Source organism: Aquitalea sp. LB_tupeE (assembly GCF_013391415.1).
Classification (GTDB): domain Bacteria; phylum Pseudomonadota; class Gammaproteobacteria; order Burkholderiales; family Chromobacteriaceae; genus Aquitalea.
Genome location: NZ_JACAXB010000026.1, coordinates 159,144 through 177,689 on the forward strand (window position 1 = coordinate 159,144; position 18,546 = coordinate 177,689).

Below are 18,546 nucleotides of genomic sequence, written 5' to 3' on the forward strand. Positions count from 1 at the left end.
AAGATACCCTAGTAAATAAATCAGGTATAAGCCGGTCAATGCTTGAAAATCAAGCAGGATTGCCATGCACTTCCCACAAGTACAGGCTTCGCGATGGCGGTGTGTGGCAAGCTGCGGACAGTTGTTACTCCGGCAATGCCAGCATATGGGTTTCCTTGACTTCTTCCATCACCACATAGCTGCGCGATTCGTTGGCATTGGGCAATTGCAACAGGATTTCCCCCAGCAGCTTGCGGTACATGGACATGTCCGGAATGCGCGCCTTGATCAGGTAGTCGTATTCACCGGATACCAGGTGGCATTCCAGGATTTCCGGGATGTTCTGGATTTCCCGGCGGAAGGCATCAAAGATATTGCCCGACTTGGCTGACAGCTTGATCTCCACGAATACCAGCAGCGACGCCCCCATGGCGTGCGGGTTGAGCCGGGCGTAATAGCCTTCGATCACGCCGTCGCGCTCCAGCCGCCGCACCCGTTCGGTGCAGGGTGTGGTGGACAGTCCTACCTTTTCTGCCAGCTCCGTCATGGCGATGCGACCGTTTTTCTGCAACCATTTCAATATCTTAAGGTCGATCTTGTCCAGTTCCCTGGCGTGAGTGTGTTTTACTTTCATGATTCACTATCAAAGTGTAATTTTGCAGGAAAATTGAATGTGACTTTGTTTTAATTTGGTGAAAAAAACTGCATTGAAATAAATATACTACACAAAATCACTAAGCGCATGATGCGCGGCACGGAGAAAGAGGAAATGAAGGTAATCGTTCTGGGTGGTGGCGTGGTGGGTGTATCCACTGCATGGTATCTGGCCAAGGCGGGCGTGGAGGTGACTGTTCTGGAGCGTCAGGACGGTGTGGCACTGGAAACCAGCTTCGGCAATGCAGGCCAGATTTCCCCGGGTTATTCCGCACCGTGGGCGGCACCCGGCATCCCGACCAAGGCCATCAAGTGGATGTTCCAGCGCCATGCGCCGCTGGCCATTCAGCCGGATGGCAGCGTTTACCAGTTGCAGTGGATTGCCAAGATGCTGGCCAACTGCAATGAAAAATCCTACGCCATCAACAAGGGCCGCATGATGCACCTGGCGGAATACAGCCGCGACAAGATCAAGGAACTGCGCGCCGAAACCGGCCTGGATTACGAAGGCCGTCAGGGCGGCACCCTGCAGCTGTTCCGTTCGCAGGCGCAAGTGGAAGGCATGGCCAAGGATATCGCCGTGCTCAAGGAGTGTGGCGTGGACTTCAATGTGCTGGACCCGGACGGCTGCGCCCGTGTGGAACCGGCACTGGCCAAGGTCAAGCACAAGCTGACCGGCGGCCTGCAACTGCCTAACGACGAAACCGGCGACTGCAACCTGTTTACCAGCCGTCTGGCCGAGCTGGCTGCCGCCAAGGGCGTCAAGTTCCGCTTTGGCGTCAACATCTCCGCCATCGAAACCCATAACGGCCGCATTACCGGTGTGCGCGTGGGCGATGAAATGCTGACTGCCGACCACTACGTCGTGGCACTGGGCAGCTACTCGCGTGACTTGCTGCAAAACCTGGGTATTGATATTCCGGTTTACCCGGTCAAGGGCTACTCGCTGACCGTGCCGATCACCAACCCGGCCATGGCACCGGTTTCCACCATTCTGGATGAAACCTACAAGGTGGCCATTACCCGTTTCAACGACCGTATCCGCGTGGGCGGCATGGCCGAGCTGGCCGGTTACAACCTGGACCTCAACCCGCGTCGTCGTGAAACGCTGGAACTGGTAGTGGGTGATCTGTACCCGGATGGCGGTGATATTCCGGCGGCTACTTTCTGGACTGGCCTGCGTCCGATGACCCCGGATGGCACCCCCATCATTGGTGCCACCCGTTATGCCAACCTGTCGCTCAATACCGGCCACGGCACGCTGGGCTGGACCATGAGCGCCGGTTCCGGCAAGGTGCTGGCCGACCAGATTATCGGTGTACAGCCGGAAATCAGCGTGGATGGCCTGTCCATCCAGCGTTACGCCAAACAGGGCGAAACCCTGGTGGTGCCGATGCACTCCCGCACCGCCAACGCCGGAGCCTGAGCGCATGCGCCCGCTGATTGCCAGTATCCGTCTGGACAAGCTGCGTCAGAACTACCTGCTGGCCAAGCAGCAGGCCGGTGGCCCCACCCTGGCGGTGATCAAGGCCAATGCCTATGGTCACGGCGCAGTGCGCTGTGCCCAGGCGCTGGCCGATGTGGCCGACGGTTTTGCCGTGGCTTGTCTGGAAGAAGCCATCCAGCTGCGCGAAGCCGGGGTAAGCCTGCCCATCGTGCTGCTGGAAGGTGTGTTCGAAGCGGCCGAACTGGCGGATGTCGAACAGCACGATTTGTGGTTTGTAGTGCAAAGCCAGCAACAGCTGGACATGGTGGTGCAGGCCAGTCCGGCCAAGCCTTACACCGTGTGGCTGAAGATGGATTCCGGCATGCATCGTGCCGGTTTCTTCCCGCAGGATTACGCCGCCGCGCATTGCAAGCTGATGGCCAGTGGCAAGGTAGGCAAGATCGTCAAGATGAGCCACTTTGCCCGTGCCGACGAGCCGCAATTGTCTGCTACCCATGCCCAGCTGGAAGCGTTTGACAGTGTCTGCCGCTATCTGCCTGGTGAGGAAAGCATTGCCAACTCGGCGGGCATCCTGTGCCACGAACGCTCGCACCGTCAGTGGAACCGCGCCGGTATCATGCTGTACGGTGCGTCGCCGCTGCCGGCCGGTTTCGATCAGGGCGCAGCCTTGCAACCGGTAATGCGTTTGAGCACCCGCGTGTTTGGTGTGCGCGAACTGGCTGCTGGCGAGCCGGTGGGCTATGGTGCCAGCTTTGTCGCCGAACGTCCCACCCGCGTGGGCCTGATTGCCTGTGGTTATGCCGATGGCTACCCGCGTCTGGCCTCCACCGGCAGCCCGGTGGCCATTGATGGCGTGCGTTCGCGTGTGATTGGCCGCGTGTCGATGGACATGATGACGGTGGACCTGACCGACCTGCCGCAAGCCGGTATCGGCAGTGAAGTGGAGCTGTGGGGCGACACCATCCATATCAATGAAGTGGCGGCCCAGGCAGGCACCATTTCCTACGAAGTGCTGTGCAATGTGAAACGTGCGCACTTTAGTTACGACTGAATTTCCTCGTGCTTTGTGTAGTACTTTGTCTCTCGCCCGGTGATGCCGGGCATTTTTTTGTGTATGCGTATTGTATGTGGTAAGCATCCATAATCTGCCGGGGCAGGTTTTTCAGCTTACCATGCGTGCGCGAATATCATTCAGCCAGACGGGTTGGATTAGCATTGCCAGCTTGCTGAGTGAACGAAGGTCTTCAAAAACAACGCCATAAATTTCTGTTTTGGCACGCACCAGGTCATCAATCTTTACCGTTGCAATATCGACCTGACTGACCTTGATGGCGAAGTCCGGAGTTAATCCTTCACCTGCCAAGGCAACGGAATACTCGCCGTTGCCTTGAAACCTGATGTCTTTGACTTTGTAGTAAGCCACACCGTATACCGGTGTACTCCCGCCCATGCTCGACGCGTAGATGCTGTACCCGCTGCTATCGACAAATGACATGCTGAGTGTGGCGGCTTGCGAATTGGCAGCCATCATGAGTAGGGACAAACCAAGAAAATTTGCTAATCGGCGCATGACCGCTTCCATGTCGTCAGGTGGTATAGCTTACGTGGCTGACATGGTTTCGGTTGCCACTTTTGCGAATTTTTTCCACCCATCGCTTATTGGTCATTGGTTCGGTCTGCATTTATACCGCATGCATCGCTGCGTTTTTGCGCAGGATGGTGCGCCTCGGCCAGACGTGTTTCCTGTCATTTCAGCACGAGATGATTGCTTGAGTGGATAGCACGGCCTGCAATGGCAGCATGCAGGCAAAAAAACACCCCGCCAGTCTGACTGGTCGGGGTCTGCAGGGTCAGAGCCAGGCTCCGACGGAGGGTTAACTTTCACCCCATGTCGACGCCGTGCAAGCGTAGCTGGTGTCTGCGGTCAAGGGTGCGGCCACCAGCAGGGTGAAATGACATATTACGCAATGGAAACCTCTGTTTCCATTAGGGATTATCCTGATTCCGCAGGTAGCTGCCCTGCAGCGTGCTAGCGATTGGCCATCACTGCCTGCACCAGGTCGGCAATCGAGCGCACTTTCATTTTGTCCATCATCTTGCCGCGATGGGCTTCCACCGTCTTGATGCTGATACCCAGTTCGTCGGCAATCACCTTGTTCATCTTGCCTTCCACCACCTTGTCCAGCACTTCGCGTTCACGAATGGTGAGCGATGCCAGGCACTCGGCCACGCGGTCGCGCGCGGCGCTGCTGGCTTGCTGCTGCTGGCTGAGGGAGAGGGCGCTGTCCACGGCATTGAGCAGCGCCTGCTGATTGAACGGCTTTTCCAGAAAGTCATGTGCGCCGCGTTTGACCGCCTGCACCGCCATCGGCACGTCGCCATGGCCGGTGATGAAGATGACCGGCCAGGGGTTGTGGCGGGCGCTCAGTTCGTCAAACAGTTCCAGCCCGCTCATGCCGGGCATGCGGATATCCACGATCAGGCAACCGGCACCACGCGGCTGGAAGTTTTCCAGCAGTGCTTCGGCACTGGCATGACAGGAAATGGCGTAGTCGTGGCTTTCCAGCAGGAAAACCAGCGAGTCACGGAATGCTTCGTCGTCATCGACGATGTGAACCTGGGGAGAGCTGGCACTCATGTTTCGGACACCGGTAGCGTGAATCGGAAAATACTACCACCACCGGGCTTGTCTTCCACCCACAATTGGCCTTCGTGGAACTCGATGATGGTGCGGCAGATGTTCAGGCCCATGCCCATGCCTTCTGCCTTGGTGGTGAAGAAGGCATCGAACAGGCGTTCTTTCAGGTCCAGCGGCACGCCGTGGCCGTGGTCGCTGATGGCCACTTCGATGCGGCGCGGGTTGAGCTGGCGCGCTTCCACATGCAGCACCCGTTCGGCCGGGGTGCAGTCCTGCATGGCTTCGATGCCGTTCTTGATCAGGTTGAGCAGCACCTGTTCCACCAGGATGGGGTCGACGTAGAGCGGTGGCAGGTCCTTGTCCAGCCGGATGTCGATGGTGGCGGCCTGACGGCGGGCTTCAATATCGGCAATGGCCAGCGAGGCTTCGATGATGTCAGGCAGCTGGCAGGTCTTGCGGTCCGGTTCGCTTTGTTTGACGAACTCGCGGATGCGTCGCACCACGGTACCGGCGCGTTCGGCCTGGGCGGTGATCTTTTCCATCACCGGCAACAGGGCTTCTGGCGTGGCCTTGCCCTGGCGAATGCGCTCTATGCAGCCGGCCTGGTAGTTGGCAATGGCCGATAAGGGCTGGTTCAGTTCGTGTGCCAGGGTGGAGGCCATCTCGCCCATGGTGACCAGGCGCGAGGTGGATTGCAGCTGCTGCATTTGCTGCTGGTAACGCTCTTCGGCGTCGTGCTGCTGGGTGGTGTCGGTGAGAATGGTCATGGACACGATGCGGCCATTCACCCAGCGTATGCTGCGCCGACGCATGGAAATCCAGCGCGAGGGCGGGTCCATCCACACTTCCATGTCCACGTCGCGTGCGCTGCGCATCAGCTCCACCAGTCGCAGGTCGCAATAGCCCAGCTGGCTGTCGGCGGGCTGGTCCGGCGTGAACCACTGCTGGTAGCGCTGGTTGCAGAACAGCAATTCCAGCGATGCCGGGTCCACCACGGCGACGGCGGCGTCCAGCCCTTCGATGACGGTGACAAAGCGGTCGTGCGAGGCTTCCAGCCGGCGTTGGGCTTCCAGTCGCTCGGTGATGTCGGTCAGTACTGCCATCCAGCCAGTATGGTGGCCATGGGCGTCGATCAGCGGCGAAGCCAGAATGTGGGCATCGAACACCTCGCCATTCTTGCGTTGCAAGATGGACTGGAAACCTTCCGGCGGTGCTTCGCCGGCCAGGGTGTCGTCCAGATCGCGCCGGTTGCCTTCGCTGAGTACCCCTTGCCGCCAGTAAGGGTAGGGTGCGGCCTGGCCGATCAGCTCCTGCTCGCTATAGCCGGTAATGGCACAAAACGACGGGTTGACATAGGTGATGCGGCCTTGCAGGTCGATGGCGCGAATACCCACCACCAGCGAGTCTTCCATCGCCTTGCGGAAGGCCGATTCCTGACGCAGTGCCTGCTCGGCCTGTTTTTCCGCCGTGATATCGCGGCCGGATACATAGGCCACGCCGCTGTCTGGCAGCGGGCTGAGTGCCCACACAATCCAGCGTACCTCGCCCTGTTTGGTGAGGATGGAGGTCTGGACAAAGCGGTCGGCCCCGCCGGTATCAAACAGCCGCTCGAAACTGTCGCGCGCGCTTTCGCGCTCTTCCGGCAGCAGATAGTTGAGGAAGGAGGTGCCCAGCAGTTCGTCTGCGCTATAGCCCAGGCCTTTTTCAAAGGCCGGGTTCAGTTGCAGGATGGTGGTGTCACGCCGTACCACGCCCAGCATTTCCTGCGACAGCCGGTATACCCGGTCGCGTTCGCGTTCGGCCTCCACCCGGCCACGGATATGACGGTTGAGACTGAGCAGGCTAAGCAGGGTGAGCAGCACCATCCCTGCAATCAGCCCCAGTTGCAGCAGCCGCGCCTGGGTCATCGCCCCTTTTACCGGACGGGCGGTAATCACCAGTCCGGTGCCGGGCAGTTCCAGCTTTTCTGCCACACCACCGCGCAGGCGGCTGGCGGCATTGGCGGCAATGGTTTTGCCGTCGCGGGTTTGCAGCTCCAGCTGGTATTTTTCGCTGAACCAGGCGGGGGGCAAGCGCCGGACTACATTGTCGGCATCGAACATGGCCACCAGCATGCCGTTGAACTGGCCATTCTGGTAGAGCGGAATATCCAGTTCGTAGCGCCAGCTGCCGTTACTGCGCTGAAACGGTGCACTGTAGGCAAAGCGCCCGTTTTGCTGGGCCAGCTTGAAGGCTGCCGGTGCCTGGATGCTGGCGCCGGGTGCCAGTGGCCCGTCTTCATAAGGCGCGGTCCAGCGCAGGGTGCCATGGCTGTCGCTGCGTGCCAGCGCCAGCATTTCCGGGGTATTGGCCAGTAGTTGGGAAGCCTGGGTCTGGAAACCGGCCTCGTCGGTTTCGCCGCTGCCCACGCTGCGTGCCAGATCGGTCAACTGGGCCAGATTGTCTTCCAGCTTCAGTTGCAGGGTTTGTTCGGCCCACAGGGCATCGCGGGCCAGATTGCTTTTTTGCTGTTCTGCTTCGCGCGCGTCCAGTGTCCACAGCATCACGCCCATGGTGAGGAAGAACAGCACGATGGTGGTGTTGGGAAACAACTGATACCAGCCACTGCGTTTGCGTAAGGCGTAAAAGCGGGGTGTGCGCATAGGGAGGCGGTGGGCTAGAAGTGGCAAAAGCCAGCAACGCGTACTGGCTAGAATAATTTGCTCCAGTTTACGACAACAGAGAGCTCCTGACTGTAAGGGTTGGCCCGCAGTTGTGGCCCCGGCTTGCGCAAATTCGCGTGCTACTTGAGTCCATGCCCTTGCCGGGGGTAATCTCGCGGCTGGTTTGGATCAGGCAGGAAGACAAGCGGCATGCGCAGCATCAGCATCATCTGTGGAATAGGGTTGGCGCTTTTGTGCAGCCTGGTGGTGGCGGCACCGCAACCCATTCGTATTGGTGTGCCCGGCGCCTTTACCGGTGGTTCTGCCCCTATGGGGCTGAGCATGCGCAATGGCATCCGTCTGGCCGCTGCTGAAATCAACAAGGCCGGTGGGGTGCTGGGGCGGCCCATTGAGCTGGTGGAGCGCGACGACGGTGGCATTCCGGCGCGTGGCATCAAGGTGGCGCAGCAGTTGCTTACCCAGGACCGGGTGGTGGCGGTGGTGGGTTTCGTCAATACCGGCGTGGCGCTGGCGGCCAGCAAGAACTATCAGGATGCGCGGGTGCCGGTGATGCTGGCGGTGGCGACCGCTGCCATCCTGACCCGGCAGTTTCCGCTGCATGGCAATACCGACAATTATATTTTCCGGGTGGCGGCAGCGGACGACCTGCAAGCGCCCTTGATTGTGCGTGAGGCGGTGCAGCGTTCCGGGTATCGCAAGCTGGCCATTTTTGCCGACAACACCAATTACGGTTATCAGGGCTTGATGGAACTGGAACGTGCGCTGGGGCAGAACGGGCTGAAGCCCAGCTATGTGGCACGCTTCAACCTGCAAGAGCGGGACATGGCCAATGCGCTGCTACAGGCACGCAATGCCGGTAGTCAGGCCATCCTCACCTATGCCATCGGCCCGGAGCTGGCCGAACTGGCCAACACCATGGCACGCATGGACTGGAAGGTGCCCATCATCGGCAGCTGGACGCTGTCCATGTCCAATTTCATTGACAATGCCGGGCCGAATGGCGAAGGCGCGCGCATGGTGCAAAGTTATATTCCGGCCGAAGACGATACACCCAGACGGCGGGATTTTCTGGATGGTTACCAGTGGTTGTTCCACACCCGCCGCATTCCGTCACCGCCCTCGGCAGCACAAGGTTATGACGGCATGAAGCTGATGGCTGAGGCCATCCGCCAGGCCGGTTCGCTGGACGGCATTGCCATTGTACGTGCGCTGGAAAACCTGCATCAGCCGGTGGCCGGGGTGATCACCACTTACAAGCAGCCATTCAGCCGTAACGACCACGAGGCGCTGGAGCTGAACGTGCCGGTGATCGGCAAGGTGGAGCGTGGCCGGGTGGTGTATGCCTACCCGGCCGACAAACCAAGACAGTAGTTTCTGGACAAGCTGCCATACTTTGCAGGCTAAGGACGCAGGCAAGGAAAAACCTGTTACCGGCTTCTGCCTGCTTGCCGCATGACAGGTACTGTCTGCATCAGTGTGACTTGCACTTGCGACGCCTTGCTGCTGTCAGGCGCTCCCGGCATCGCCCTTATTGCTCAGGTGTTGACGCCGCGTTCACTGGCGATTTGCTGAATGGCCGTGACAACCGATTCTGCTCCGCTGCGGATCTGAGTGATGATGTCGCCTACCTTGCCGACATTGTTCACACTGGAACGTGCCTTGACGCCAATCACGCTCATGCTGTCCACGGCCGCTCCGGTGCTGGTCTGGATGGATGACACCATCTGCGAGATTTCTGCCGTGGACGCACTGGTGCGCTCTGCCAGCTTGCGCACCTCGTCGGCCACCACGGCAAAGCCACGTCCCATTTCTCCTGCTCGTGCGGCTTCGATGGCGGCGTTCAGTGCCAGCAGATTGGTCTGGTCTGCGATGTCCTTGATGGTTTGCACGATGCTGCCTATGCGTTCGGAGTTGCTACCCAGTTGCTCGACAGTGTCGCCGGCCTTGCTGATGTCGCCGGCCATGTCTTCAATTTCATGCACAGCCTGCTGTACGCTGCAGACCCCCTCGTCTGCCCAGTGACGGGTTTGCTGTGAGGTATTGAAGGCAAACACCGCGCTATCCTGTTCCTGAAGCTGCCGTTTGACAGCTTCAGTAATGTCGGTAGCGAACTTGATGATGGATATTACCTTGCCTTCGGTATCGAATACCGGGTTGTAAGTGGCTTCCAGCCAGCGTTCACTGCCATCACGGGCCAGACGGATGACGCGGCCGGAAAAGAACTGCCCGCTGCGCAAATTGTTCCACAAGCGTTGATAGCCTTCGCCTTGTACTATGTCGTTGCTGCAGAGTTGGCGGTGATTGCGTCCGATCAGCTCTTCCTTGGTATAAGCCATGGTGTTCAGGAAGTTGGTATTGGCCCGGATAATGGTGCCGTCTGGCTGGAATTCGATGACGGCCATCGAGCGGTCGATGGCTGTCAGCGCCGCCTGGTTTTTCTGCGCGTCGATCACCTTGTCGGTCACGTCATTGGCAAACTTGATGTAGCCTGTCAGCTTGCCGCTGCCATCGTGCACCGGGTTGTAACTGGCTTCCAGCCAGACCGGGCTACCGTCTTTCTTCTTGCGCTTGATCAGTCCGGAAAAGGCGTGGCCGCGCTGCAGGCTTGCCCAGAAGCTGGTGTAGTCATTGGAGTTGGCATAGGCCGCATCACAGAAGCTGCGGTGATGCAGGCCAATGAGTTCGGCTGCGCTGGCATAACCCATGGTTCGGGCAAAGTTTTCGTTGGCGTGGATGACCTTGCAGTCCATATCAAAGCGAATGATGGCGGTAGAGGCGCTGACTGCGTCCAGCAAGCCCTGCAGCTCCTGATTGGTTGCGGCTTGAGCTTCCAGTTGTGCATGCAACTTGCGGTTGAACATGATCTTCTCCATCGGCAAATTCTGTTGGCCACAGCATGACGCCAGAACTGGGATTTCTGGTCACTCCAACTGAGGGATTGTGGAAAATACTTATTATTCCAACAGAAAATATTATTGATCGATCGAGAGAATTCAACCCTGGAAATTAGATGGTTGCTGGATGAGGCTGGCACTGCAGTACGCCAGCCTCATTGACCGCGCAGCAGTCTGATCTATCGGAAGAGGGTCTCAAGGGCGTGATGGCAAGGGGATGAACTCGGTTTCGCCCGGCACCGGGGCAAAGCGTCCTTGCTGCCAATCGTCCCTGGCCTGACGGATGCGCTCCATTCGGGTGGAGACGAAGTTCCAGTCCAGAATGCGGTGGGCATCGGGTGTGGGCCCGGCCAGCAAGGCGAATCGGCTAGGTTCGTGCGCGGTCAGCCGCAGCGGAGTTGCCGTGTCCGGTAGCAGGCCCAGTTCTCCACGGGCCAGGTTTTCTTCGCCCAGGCTGAGGCTGCCACTGGCCAGATAAATGCCCCGCTCGGCAAAACCCGGTGGAATCTCCAGCGTCGCCCCTGTATCCATGTCTACCACCGCATACAGTGCGTCACCGGGAAAGGCCACAGGCGAACTGTGGCCCCAGGCATGGCCCACGACCAGTTGTATCCGGCTGCCATCCTGTTGCCATGACGGCAGTGCGGCGCGGTCATAGTGGATGAAGGCCGGTTCGCATTCTTCCCGCGCCACCGGCAAGGCCAGCCACAATTGCAGACCTTCTACCGGCGTGCCATTGCTGCGGATGTCCTCTGGTATGCGCTCGGAATGCACAATGCCGCGCCCGGCAATCATCAGGTTGGCCGCGCCCGGCTCAATACGCTGCACGCTGCCCAGGCTGTCACGGTGCATCAGCGCGCCGCTGAACAGATAGGTGAGGGTGGCCAGGCCGATATGCGGGTGTGGCCGTACATCGTTATCGCGTTGATCCAGATTGAAATGCGCGGGGCCCATGTGGTCCAGAAAAATGAAAGGACCAATATGCCGGGCAGCGCGGCTGGGCAGCAGGCGGCGCACCGGAAAGCCGATATCGCTGATTTTGGCGCTGATGCGTTCACTCCATGTGCTCATCTTGCAGGCTCCTGGCTTAAAAAGACGGGGAGCGCTGTCCCCGTCTGGTGACACGGTTATTTCAGAATCGGCCGTTGCGGAAGTCGTCAGCCGCTGCTTCCAGTTCGGCGCGGGTATTCATCACGAACGGGCCCCACTGGGCAATCGGCTCGTTCAAGGGCTTGCCTGCCACCAGCAGGAAGCGGGCGGCTTCGTGGCTGCTCACCCGGATACCTGCAGCATTGGCGTCGTTGGCCAAAATGGCCATCTGGCGCTGTTTGACAGCTTGCCCGTGACTGCCGGCTTCCAGCTCACCCTGATAAACATACAAGAAAGCATTATGGCCTGCCGGGATATGCAGGAATTCTTCTTGTCCGGCAGCCAGATGTACGTCCAGATACAGTGGTTCGGTATCCGGGCGCTGGATGGCGGCAAGCTGTTCGCCTACTTGTCCGGCAATGAGGCGCAACTGGCTGCCATGCTCGGTTTGCTGTTCCGGAATGTCCACCGAGGGAATGTCGCGATACCACGGTGCGATCATCTTGTTCTTGGCCGGCAGGTTCACCCACAGCTGGAAGCCGTGCATCAAACCATCTTGTTGCTCCGGTAGTTCGGAGTGAATCAGGCCGCGCCCGGCGGTCATCCACTGTACGCCGCCCGGTCCAAGCAGGCCTTCCTGTCCGGTGCTGTCGCGGTGACGCATGCGGCCATCCAGCATGTAGGTGACGGTTTCAAAGCCACGGTGCGGGTGATCCGGGAAGCCGGCGATATAGTCATCCGGATTGTCGGAACGGAATTCATCCAGCATCAGGAAGGGGTCCAGCCGACGTTGCAGGTCGTGCGTCAGTACCCGTAGCAGGCGGACACCGGCGCCGTCCGAAACCTCCATGCCATTGACCAGGCGTTCCACTTCGCGGCTGATGGTGTGTGTGCTCATCTTGCATCTCCTTGTCGGGCCGGCGTTGTGATGGCCTGGCCGTTGATCATGGCTTGCATTATTGCAGTGGAAATTTGGATAAAAAAGCGCAAAAATCAGCATTAATCAATCGAAAAATCAAATATATGAAACAAGCCAGAACCACCTTGGAACAATGGCAGGTTTTGCAATGCATTGTCAGTGAGGGCGGTTTTGCCCAGGCGGCCAAGGCCATGCATCGCAGTCAGTCATCGGTGAGCTATATGGTGGCGCAGTTACAGGAGCAGCTGGGTGTGGCCTTGCTGCAAGCACAAGGGCGGCGCATGGTGCTGACCCCTGCTGGCGAGGTGCTGCTGCGCGATGCGCAAAATGTGCTGGCGGCTTCGTTGCGGCTGGAGGAGAAGGCGCGCTCCTTGCTGCAAGGCTGGGAGGCCGAAGTGCGGCTGGCGGTGGACAGCCTGTTTCCCACCCCGGCGCTGTTGCCCGCGCTGGGGCAGTTTGCCAGTCATTGCCCCAGTACCCGCCTGCAAATGCACGAAGTGGTGATGTCCGGTGCGGATGATGCCCTGCACGGCCAGCAAGTGGAGCTGGCTGTGGCGGGGCGGGTGCCGCAGGGTTTTCTGGGCGACTGGCTGCTGGAGGCCGAATTTGTTGCCTGTGCCGCGCCGGATCACCCCTTGCATCACCTGGGAAGGTCACTGGAGATGGAAGACTTGCAACAACATGTGCAAGTGGTATTGCGCGATTCCGGCCAGCGCCAACCGCGTGATGAAGGCTGGCTGGGTGCCTGGCAGCGCTGGACTGTGTCGCAGCCGGAAACGGCCATTGCCGCGGTGGAGCAGGGTTTTGCCTTTGGCTGGCTGGCCTGGCATCGCATTGCCGCTGCGGTGGCGGCAGGCAGATTGCGGCCACTGCCGCTGGCGCATGGCGGTTTGCGCAAGGCCGCCTTGTACCTGGTGCTGGCCGACCCGTCGCAGGCCGGGCCCGCTACCTTGCAGCTGGCCGACTGCCTGCGGGCCGAAGCTGTGCGCTGGCGGGAGGCGTATCAACCGTATCAGCCTGCCTGAAAGCAAAACGACCAGCGCAAGGCTGGTCGTTTGTGGCAGTACCGCAGGCAGAATCAATGGCCTTGCTGGCCTTGCAGATAGTGTTCCAGCGCATGACCGGCCGACAGGATGTGAAAGCGGATGAACTCGGCCGCTTCTTCCGCTGCGCCTTGCTTGCATAATTCCAGCAGGCGGGTGTGTTCCTCGTGGGCGCGTTCCATGGTGCGGGTGAACAGAATCTGCATGCGGGTGTAGCGGTCGGTCTTGTTGTGCAGTTGTTCAATCAGCGCCAGCGTGTTGGGGCGCTTGGCCGCGCGGTACAGGGCCAGGTGAAAGCGGGAGTTGAGTTCGCCCCAGTGGCGGACATCATTCTTTTGCAGTGCCAGCTCGAATTCGTGCAGGGTTTGCTCCGCCAGCACGATGTCGGCCGGAGTCTGACAGGGAATGGATGCCTTCAGCACCGCACTTTCCAGCATGGCACGGATTTCCAGCAGTTCCAGCACGTCTTCCAGCGACAGCTTGGAGACCACGGCACCCTTGTGGTCGATGATCTGGATCAGTCCTTCGGCTTCCAGCTGGCGCAGGGCTTCACGTACCGGCACCCGGCTGACGCCGTATTCGTTGGATAGGGCTTCCTGGCGCAATTGCTGGCCATCAACAAACTCACCGGAGAGTAGGCGCTGGCGAAGCGATTCGGTTACGGCACTGGTCAGCGTCTGGCGCTTGATCGGCTGCAGGGTAGTCATGGTTTTTTAGGATCTGTCAGTCAATCGGATAAATGCAAATGGATTCGATTATACGGTGCTTCCATTGTCAGACAAGAGGGGATCGCGATGCTTTTTGTCGCAAAAGTGAAAGATTTTGCCAAACGGAAAAGAAAAACCCGGCCGAAGCCGGGTTTTTCTTGTAAGACTGGGGTGGATGATGGGGCTCGAACCCACGACAACAGGAATCACAATCCTGGACTCTACCAACTGAGCTACATCCACCGCCGAAGCGGGTTGACTTGCCAGCCATGAGCTGACCGTCTGAAAGAGGGTGGGGTGGATGATGGGGCTCGAACCCACGACAACAGGAATCACAATCCTGGACTCTACCAACTGAGCTACATCCACCACAGGGTACTGCATTCTACTACCACAGCCAGTTACTACAAAAGCTGAGGTTACTGCAAAAACTGGGATACTGGCGCGCCCGACAGGAATCGAACCTGTAACCCCCGGCTTAGAAGGCCGGTGCTCTATCCAGTTGAGCTACGGGCACTCACTTATCGGGCTTTGTCTGGTCGGGGCGGCGGGATTCGAACTCGCGACCCCCTGATCCCAAATCAGGTGCGCTACCAGGCTGCGCTACGCCCCGACGACAGAGACCGCAACTATACGGATAGCCCTCTTTTCTGTCAACACCGTAGTGCAATCTTTTTTGCAGGGCGTTCTGCCCGGCTATGTTGTAAGCGACATCCGGCTGTCCCTGTGCCATGACTAACTTCATGATAAATAGATGCTTATTCTGTGAATTTTGCTTTACGTGAAATTATTCCTAATGTATTTTTGTAGTTTCGTAAAAAGCCAAAAAATGAGAAAATTGCCGCCTCTTTTCAAGTTCCATACGGAATCAGGCATGGCGGCGCAACTCATTGATGGTAAGGCAGTAGCAGAACAACTCATCGCCAAGGTAGGCGAAGGGGTAAAACAGCGTGTGGCGGCAGGTAAGCGCGCCCCCGCGCTGGCAGTGATCCTGGTGGGCAACGACCCGGCTTCCAGTGTTTATGTAGGTAGCAAGAAGCGTTCTTGCGAAAAGGCTGGTATTCGTTCGGTTGCTTACGACCTGCCGGCCGAAACCAGCCAGCAGGAATTGCTGGACATCATTGACACCCTGAATGCCGATGCAACGGTAGACGGCATTCTGGTTCAACTGCCACTGCCCAAGCAGATCGATCCGCAAGCCGTGATCGAACGCATCGACCCCAAAAAGGACGTTGATGGCTTCCATCCCTATAATATGGGGCGTCTGGCCATCAAGATGCCGCTGCTGCGTCCGTGCACGCCGCGTGGCGTGATGACCCTGCTGGAAGAATACGGCATCGACCCCAAGGGCAAGAAGGCAGTGATTGTTGGCGCTTCCAATATTGTGGGTCGCCCGCAGGCCCTGGAAATGCTGTTGGCGCGTGCCACGGTGACTGTGTGCCACAGTGCCACTGCCGACCTGGCACATGAAGTGGCCCAGGCTGACATCGTGGTGGCTGCCGTTGGTATCCCTGGCTTCATCAAGGGTGAGTGGATCAAGCCCGGTGCCGTGGTGATTGATGTGGGCATCAACCGCCTGGATACCGGCAAGCTGGCTGGCGATGTGGAATTTACCACCGCTGCCGAGCGCGCCAGTTTCATCACCCCGGTGCCGGGCGGTGTCGGTCCGATGACCGTGGCAACGCTGTTGCAGAATACGCTGGATTCGGCCAATCTGAACGCCTGATTCCATTATTGGCAACCAGCGCCACAGGCTGCAGGGGTAATCATCCCTGCTGCGTGTGGCGTTTGTCTTTTGCCAGATGGTGACGGCGAAGCGGAATGGGCAAGTGACAGCCGCAAGGCTGCCGTTGATCATGTAATGACAAAGAGACTGTAATAATGAGCAATACCCGACAATCGGCCACACTGCTGATCAGTGCGCCGGACAAGAAGGGCCTGGTAGCGGCCCTGGCCAATTTCCTGATGACATACAACGCCAACATCATGCATGCGGACCAGCATCAGGATACCAGTGAAAACCTGTTCCTGATGCGTATCCAGTGGGAGCTGGACGGCTTTACCCTGCCGATGGATGCCTTTGCTGCTGCGTTTCAGCCGATTGCGGCCGAACACAACATGACCTGGAAGGTTTCCCTGTCCAGCCGCAAGCCGCGCATGGCCATTTTCGTGTCCAAGTATGAACACTGCCTGGTGGATTTGCTGCACCGCTGGCGTATTGGCGAGCTGAACTGCGATATTCCGCTGGTGATTTCCAACCATGAAGACTGCCGTCGTCTGGTTGAATTCAACGGCATTCCCTTCCATGTTGTCCCGGTGAAGCGCGAGAACAAGGTCGAGGCCGAGGCCGAACAGTTCCGCCTGCTGGAAGAAGCGGGTGCCGATTTCATCGTACTGGCGCGTTACATGCAGGTATTGTCCGGCGAGTTCGTCAAGCGCTATCCGGACCGCGTCATCAACATCCACCACAGCTTCCTGCCGGCATTTGACGGCGCCAAGCCTTATCACCGCGCTTTTGCCCGCGGCGTGAAGCTGATTGGTGCCACCAGCCATTACGTGACGGAAGATCTGGACGAAGGCCCGATCATCGAGCAGGAAGTCACCCGTATTTCACACCGTGACGATGTGGAAGACCTGATCCAGAAAGGCCGCGACCTGGAGAAAGTAGTGCTGTCGCGTGCGGTGCGCTGGCATGTTGACGACCGCATCCTGTCTTACAGCAACAAAACCGTTGTTTTTGACTGAGCCGGCATCATGCACCGTCTGATTGATGATTTGCTGGGGCTGCTGCGTTTCCGGGTGGGGCCGCTGGAGCAATACCAGTACCCGCGCTGGATGCCAGCCTTGTTGCTGACGGTACTCGGGCTGGTTGCCAGCGGCGGCACCGGTGAGCTGGGCAATAACGTGCTTGGCCGCATGCTGTTCATGCTGCTGTTTACCTGGCTGGAAACCTTGCTGTTCACCCAGTTCATCACGGTGTGGCTGCGCTTGGCCAAGTGGCGGCCCGAAGGTTCGCTGTTCGGCCTGATCGTGCTGTGCAACAGCTTGCAGTTTGTCGAGCCGCTGACCAGCTGGCTGCCGGATGACGCCGCTCTAGGTGCTGACCTGGCGCTGTCTTTGCTGACCATCGCCCTGATGGTGAACAGCATGGCGGTGGTGTCCGGCGTTGGCCGGGTGCGCGTGCTGTTGGGGGTGATGCTGTTTGCTCCGGTGGCCATGCTGACACTGGCCATGAGCTTGCAGCTGGCCAGCAGCATGGGCTGGGTGACCATTCCGCAGGACATGCTCAGCGCCGTGGGTGAGGTCTCGGCTCCGGCTGACAGCGCGCCTGCAGGCGGCAAGAGCAGTAGCGATTTGTAATACGCAGCAGCGTATTTGTCAGCAGCCTGGGCTGCCCACGGGCAGCCCAGGCTGCTGACAAAGTGATTTGCTGCGATTTCAGCGGACCCGGCAAAGCCGGGCCTTTTGATGAAGTGACTGATTCCGCAGCCTTCCCATCTATTCCCTATTCCCCCGCCCTTACCCTGTAAGGGAGCCTCGCTTTCTGAAAGGAAAGCGAGAAGGGGTTGCCAGCGACAAGGGCTGCCCATGGGCAGCCCTTGTCGCTATATGCGGCGCATGGCCCGCTTCAGGGTTCTTCGCTGGCCGGTGCCGCCAGCAACTGTTGTAGTACCTGGTTGATGGCGTGGCGCTGCATGGGGCTGTGCAGTTGGCCGTGATACTGGCCATTCACAAACAGCAGCAAGGTGGGCAGGTGGAAAATTTCAAAGGCATGGGCCAAGGCCATGCTTGCTTGCACATCGACATAGGCCAGTTGTTGCAGGCCGTCGGGTTGCCATGTCTCCAGTAGCTGGTGCCAGGCGTGGCAAGCAGAGCAGCCCGGCTGGCCAAACAGCACCAGGGTATTGCCGGGCAGGGCAGCCAGTGTGTGATGAAAACCGAATTCGTCCAGCTGAAGCCAGCGGGCGCTGTCCGTGCCGGACATGGTGGCTCAGTCTACCTTGGCGATATAGCGTGCCAGGCCCAGAATGGCACGTAATGCCTGGCCTTTGGCGGTTTCTTCATTACGCAGGCGGGCGTAGCGGCGCAGGATGGCGCGGCTTTCCACGAACAGGTCCAGCTCGGTGTCTGGTGAGGAAACCAGCGCAATCCGTTCGATTTCGCCTTGCGGGCGTGCCTGGCCCTGCGCAATGCACAGGTAAACCTTGTGGGCATTGTGCGGGGTGATGTGGTCGAACAGGTAGAGCATGGAGTTGATGCGCAGCCCGGTTTCCTCGCGGATTTCGCGAATCAGCGCCTGGGAGCGTAACTCTCCCCGATTGGCCTTGCCTCCCGGCAGGTTGTAGCGGCTGCCACGCGCAGCGGTAACCAGAACGCCGTCGGGCAATTCGATAATGGCGGTGGCACGTCGTGCCAGATCAGCCGGCAGGCGTTGATCGGGCTTTTTGTCGTCCTGATTTCTCATGCGTCTCGATATAACAGATACGGGCCGCAAATGGCGGCCCAGTTCTGT

The 18,546-nt window shown here is 59.0% G+C and carries 17 protein-coding genes and 4 tRNA genes; 7 read left to right on the forward strand and 14 right to left on the reverse strand.

The features are described from left to right. Positions 1–124: 124 nt before the first annotated feature. Positions 125–613: an Lrp/AsnC ligand binding domain-containing protein gene (locus HWX34_RS13600; protein ID WP_045846107.1), complete on the reverse strand. Its 489-nt coding sequence runs from the start codon at positions 611–613 to the stop codon at positions 125–127. Positions 614–748: 135 nt separating this feature from the next. On the opposite strand from HWX34_RS13600, the gene HWX34_RS13605 reads away from it, so the two are divergent. Further along, positions 749–2,059 (forward strand): D-amino acid dehydrogenase, encoded by a 1,311-nt coding sequence (locus tag HWX34_RS13605; RefSeq protein WP_178972742.1) that lies wholly within the window; start codon positions 749–751, stop codon positions 2,057–2,059. Positions 2,060–2,063: 4 nt separating this feature from the next. Then, positions 2,064–3,131, forward strand: coding sequence for an alanine racemase (gene alr / locus HWX34_RS13610; RefSeq protein WP_178972743.1), 1,068 nt, complete (start codon positions 2,064–2,066; stop codon positions 3,129–3,131). 111 nt (positions 3,132–3,242) lie between these two features. On the opposite strand, the gene HWX34_RS13615 is transcribed toward alr, so the two are convergent. The 3 genes from HWX34_RS13615 to HWX34_RS13625 all read right to left on the reverse strand — a co-directional run bounded on the left by HWX34_RS13615 (position 3,243) and on the right by HWX34_RS13625 (position 7,360). Next, positions 3,243–3,650 (reverse strand): hypothetical protein, encoded by a 408-nt coding sequence (locus HWX34_RS13615; RefSeq protein WP_178972744.1) that lies wholly within the window; start codon positions 3,648–3,650, stop codon positions 3,243–3,245. A 459-nt stretch (positions 3,651–4,109) separates the two neighbouring features. Beyond that, a complete protein-coding gene (locus tag HWX34_RS13620; protein WP_178972745.1) occupies positions 4,110–4,718 on the reverse strand; it encodes a response regulator transcription factor in 609 nt (202 codons plus the stop codon). Next, positions 4,715–7,360 (reverse strand): PAS domain S-box protein, encoded by a 2,646-nt coding sequence (locus tag HWX34_RS13625; RefSeq protein ID WP_178972746.1) that lies wholly within the window; start codon positions 7,358–7,360, stop codon positions 4,715–4,717. Before HWX34_RS13625 ends, HWX34_RS13620 begins: the two co-directional genes overlap by 4 nt. Before the next feature lie 210 nt (positions 7,361–7,570). On the opposite strand from HWX34_RS13625, the gene HWX34_RS13630 reads away from it, so the two are divergent. Next, positions 7,571–8,752 carry an ABC transporter substrate-binding protein gene (locus HWX34_RS13630; RefSeq protein ID WP_178972747.1) on the forward strand — a complete coding sequence of 394 codons (1,182 nt, stop codon included), beginning with the start codon at positions 7,571–7,573 and terminating at the stop codon, positions 8,750–8,752. 164 nt (positions 8,753–8,916) lie between these two features. On the opposite strand, the gene HWX34_RS13635 is transcribed toward HWX34_RS13630, so the two are convergent. From HWX34_RS13635 to HWX34_RS13645, 3 genes are all read right to left on the reverse strand, one after another. Next, positions 8,917–10,242, reverse strand: a complete 1,326-nt coding sequence (locus tag HWX34_RS13635; RefSeq protein ID WP_218645179.1) for a PAS domain-containing methyl-accepting chemotaxis protein — start codon at positions 10,240–10,242, stop codon at positions 8,917–8,919. A gap of 228 nt (positions 10,243–10,470) precedes the next feature. Next, on the reverse strand, positions 10,471–11,346 hold the full coding sequence (locus HWX34_RS13640; RefSeq protein WP_178972749.1) for a pirin family protein: 876 nt from the start codon (positions 11,344–11,346) through the stop codon (positions 10,471–10,473). Between the two features lie 61 nt (positions 11,347–11,407). Further along, positions 11,408–12,262 (reverse strand): pirin family protein, encoded by an 855-nt coding sequence (locus tag HWX34_RS13645; protein WP_178972750.1) that lies wholly within the window; start codon positions 12,260–12,262, stop codon positions 11,408–11,410. Positions 12,263–12,387: 125 nt separating this feature from the next. On the opposite strand from HWX34_RS13645, the gene HWX34_RS13650 reads away from it, so the two are divergent. Further along, positions 12,388–13,308, forward strand: a complete 921-nt coding sequence (locus tag HWX34_RS13650) for a LysR family transcriptional regulator (RefSeq protein ID WP_178972751.1) — start codon at positions 12,388–12,390, stop codon at positions 13,306–13,308. Positions 13,309–13,361: 53 nt separating this feature from the next. Here HWX34_RS13650 and HWX34_RS13655 read toward each other — a convergent pair whose 3' ends face one another. The 5 genes from HWX34_RS13655 to HWX34_RS13675 all read right to left on the reverse strand — a co-directional run bounded on the left by HWX34_RS13655 (position 13,362) and on the right by HWX34_RS13675 (position 14,646). Next, on the reverse strand, positions 13,362–14,033 hold the full coding sequence (locus HWX34_RS13655; RefSeq protein WP_062789410.1) for a GntR family transcriptional regulator: 672 nt from the start codon (positions 14,031–14,033) through the stop codon (positions 13,362–13,364). Positions 14,034–14,200: 167 nt separating this feature from the next. Then, positions 14,201–14,276: transfer RNA gene (locus HWX34_RS13660), tRNA-His, on the reverse strand. Positions 14,277–14,326: 50 nt separating this feature from the next. Next, positions 14,327–14,402, reverse strand: a tRNA-His gene (locus HWX34_RS13665). 71 nt (positions 14,403–14,473) lie between these two features. Further along, positions 14,474–14,550 (reverse strand) — tRNA-Arg (locus tag HWX34_RS13670). A gap of 19 nt (positions 14,551–14,569) precedes the next feature. Then, positions 14,570–14,646: transfer RNA gene (locus tag HWX34_RS13675), tRNA-Pro, on the reverse strand. 261 nt (positions 14,647–14,907) lie between these two features. Between HWX34_RS13675 and folD the strand changes: the two genes are divergently transcribed. From folD to HWX34_RS13690, 3 genes are all read left to right on the forward strand, one after another. After that, positions 14,908–15,759, forward strand: coding sequence for a bifunctional methylenetetrahydrofolate dehydrogenase/methenyltetrahydrofolate cyclohydrolase FolD (gene folD, locus HWX34_RS13680; protein WP_178972752.1), 852 nt, complete (start codon positions 14,908–14,910; stop codon positions 15,757–15,759). Positions 15,760–15,914: 155 nt separating this feature from the next. Further along, positions 15,915–16,778, forward strand: a complete 864-nt coding sequence (purU, locus tag HWX34_RS13685) for a formyltetrahydrofolate deformylase (protein WP_178972753.1) — start codon at positions 15,915–15,917, stop codon at positions 16,776–16,778. A 9-nt stretch (positions 16,779–16,787) separates the two neighbouring features. Then, positions 16,788–17,393 carry a hypothetical protein gene (locus tag HWX34_RS13690; protein ID WP_178972754.1) on the forward strand — a complete coding sequence of 202 codons (606 nt, stop codon included), beginning with the start codon at positions 16,788–16,790 and terminating at the stop codon, positions 17,391–17,393. Positions 17,394–17,661: 268 nt separating this feature from the next. Here HWX34_RS13690 and HWX34_RS13695 read toward each other — a convergent pair whose 3' ends face one another. Together HWX34_RS13695 and HWX34_RS13700 are read right to left on the reverse strand one after the other, a co-directional pair. Beyond that, positions 17,662–18,018 carry a co-chaperone YbbN gene (locus HWX34_RS13695; RefSeq protein WP_178972755.1) on the reverse strand — a complete coding sequence of 119 codons (357 nt, stop codon included), beginning with the start codon at positions 18,016–18,018 and terminating at the stop codon, positions 17,662–17,664. Between the two features lie 6 nt (positions 18,019–18,024). Beyond that, entirely contained in the window at positions 18,025–18,498 is a 474-nt protein-coding gene (locus tag HWX34_RS13700; protein WP_131359005.1) for an NUDIX hydrolase, read from the reverse strand. Between the last annotated feature and the right edge of the window lie 48 nt (positions 18,499–18,546).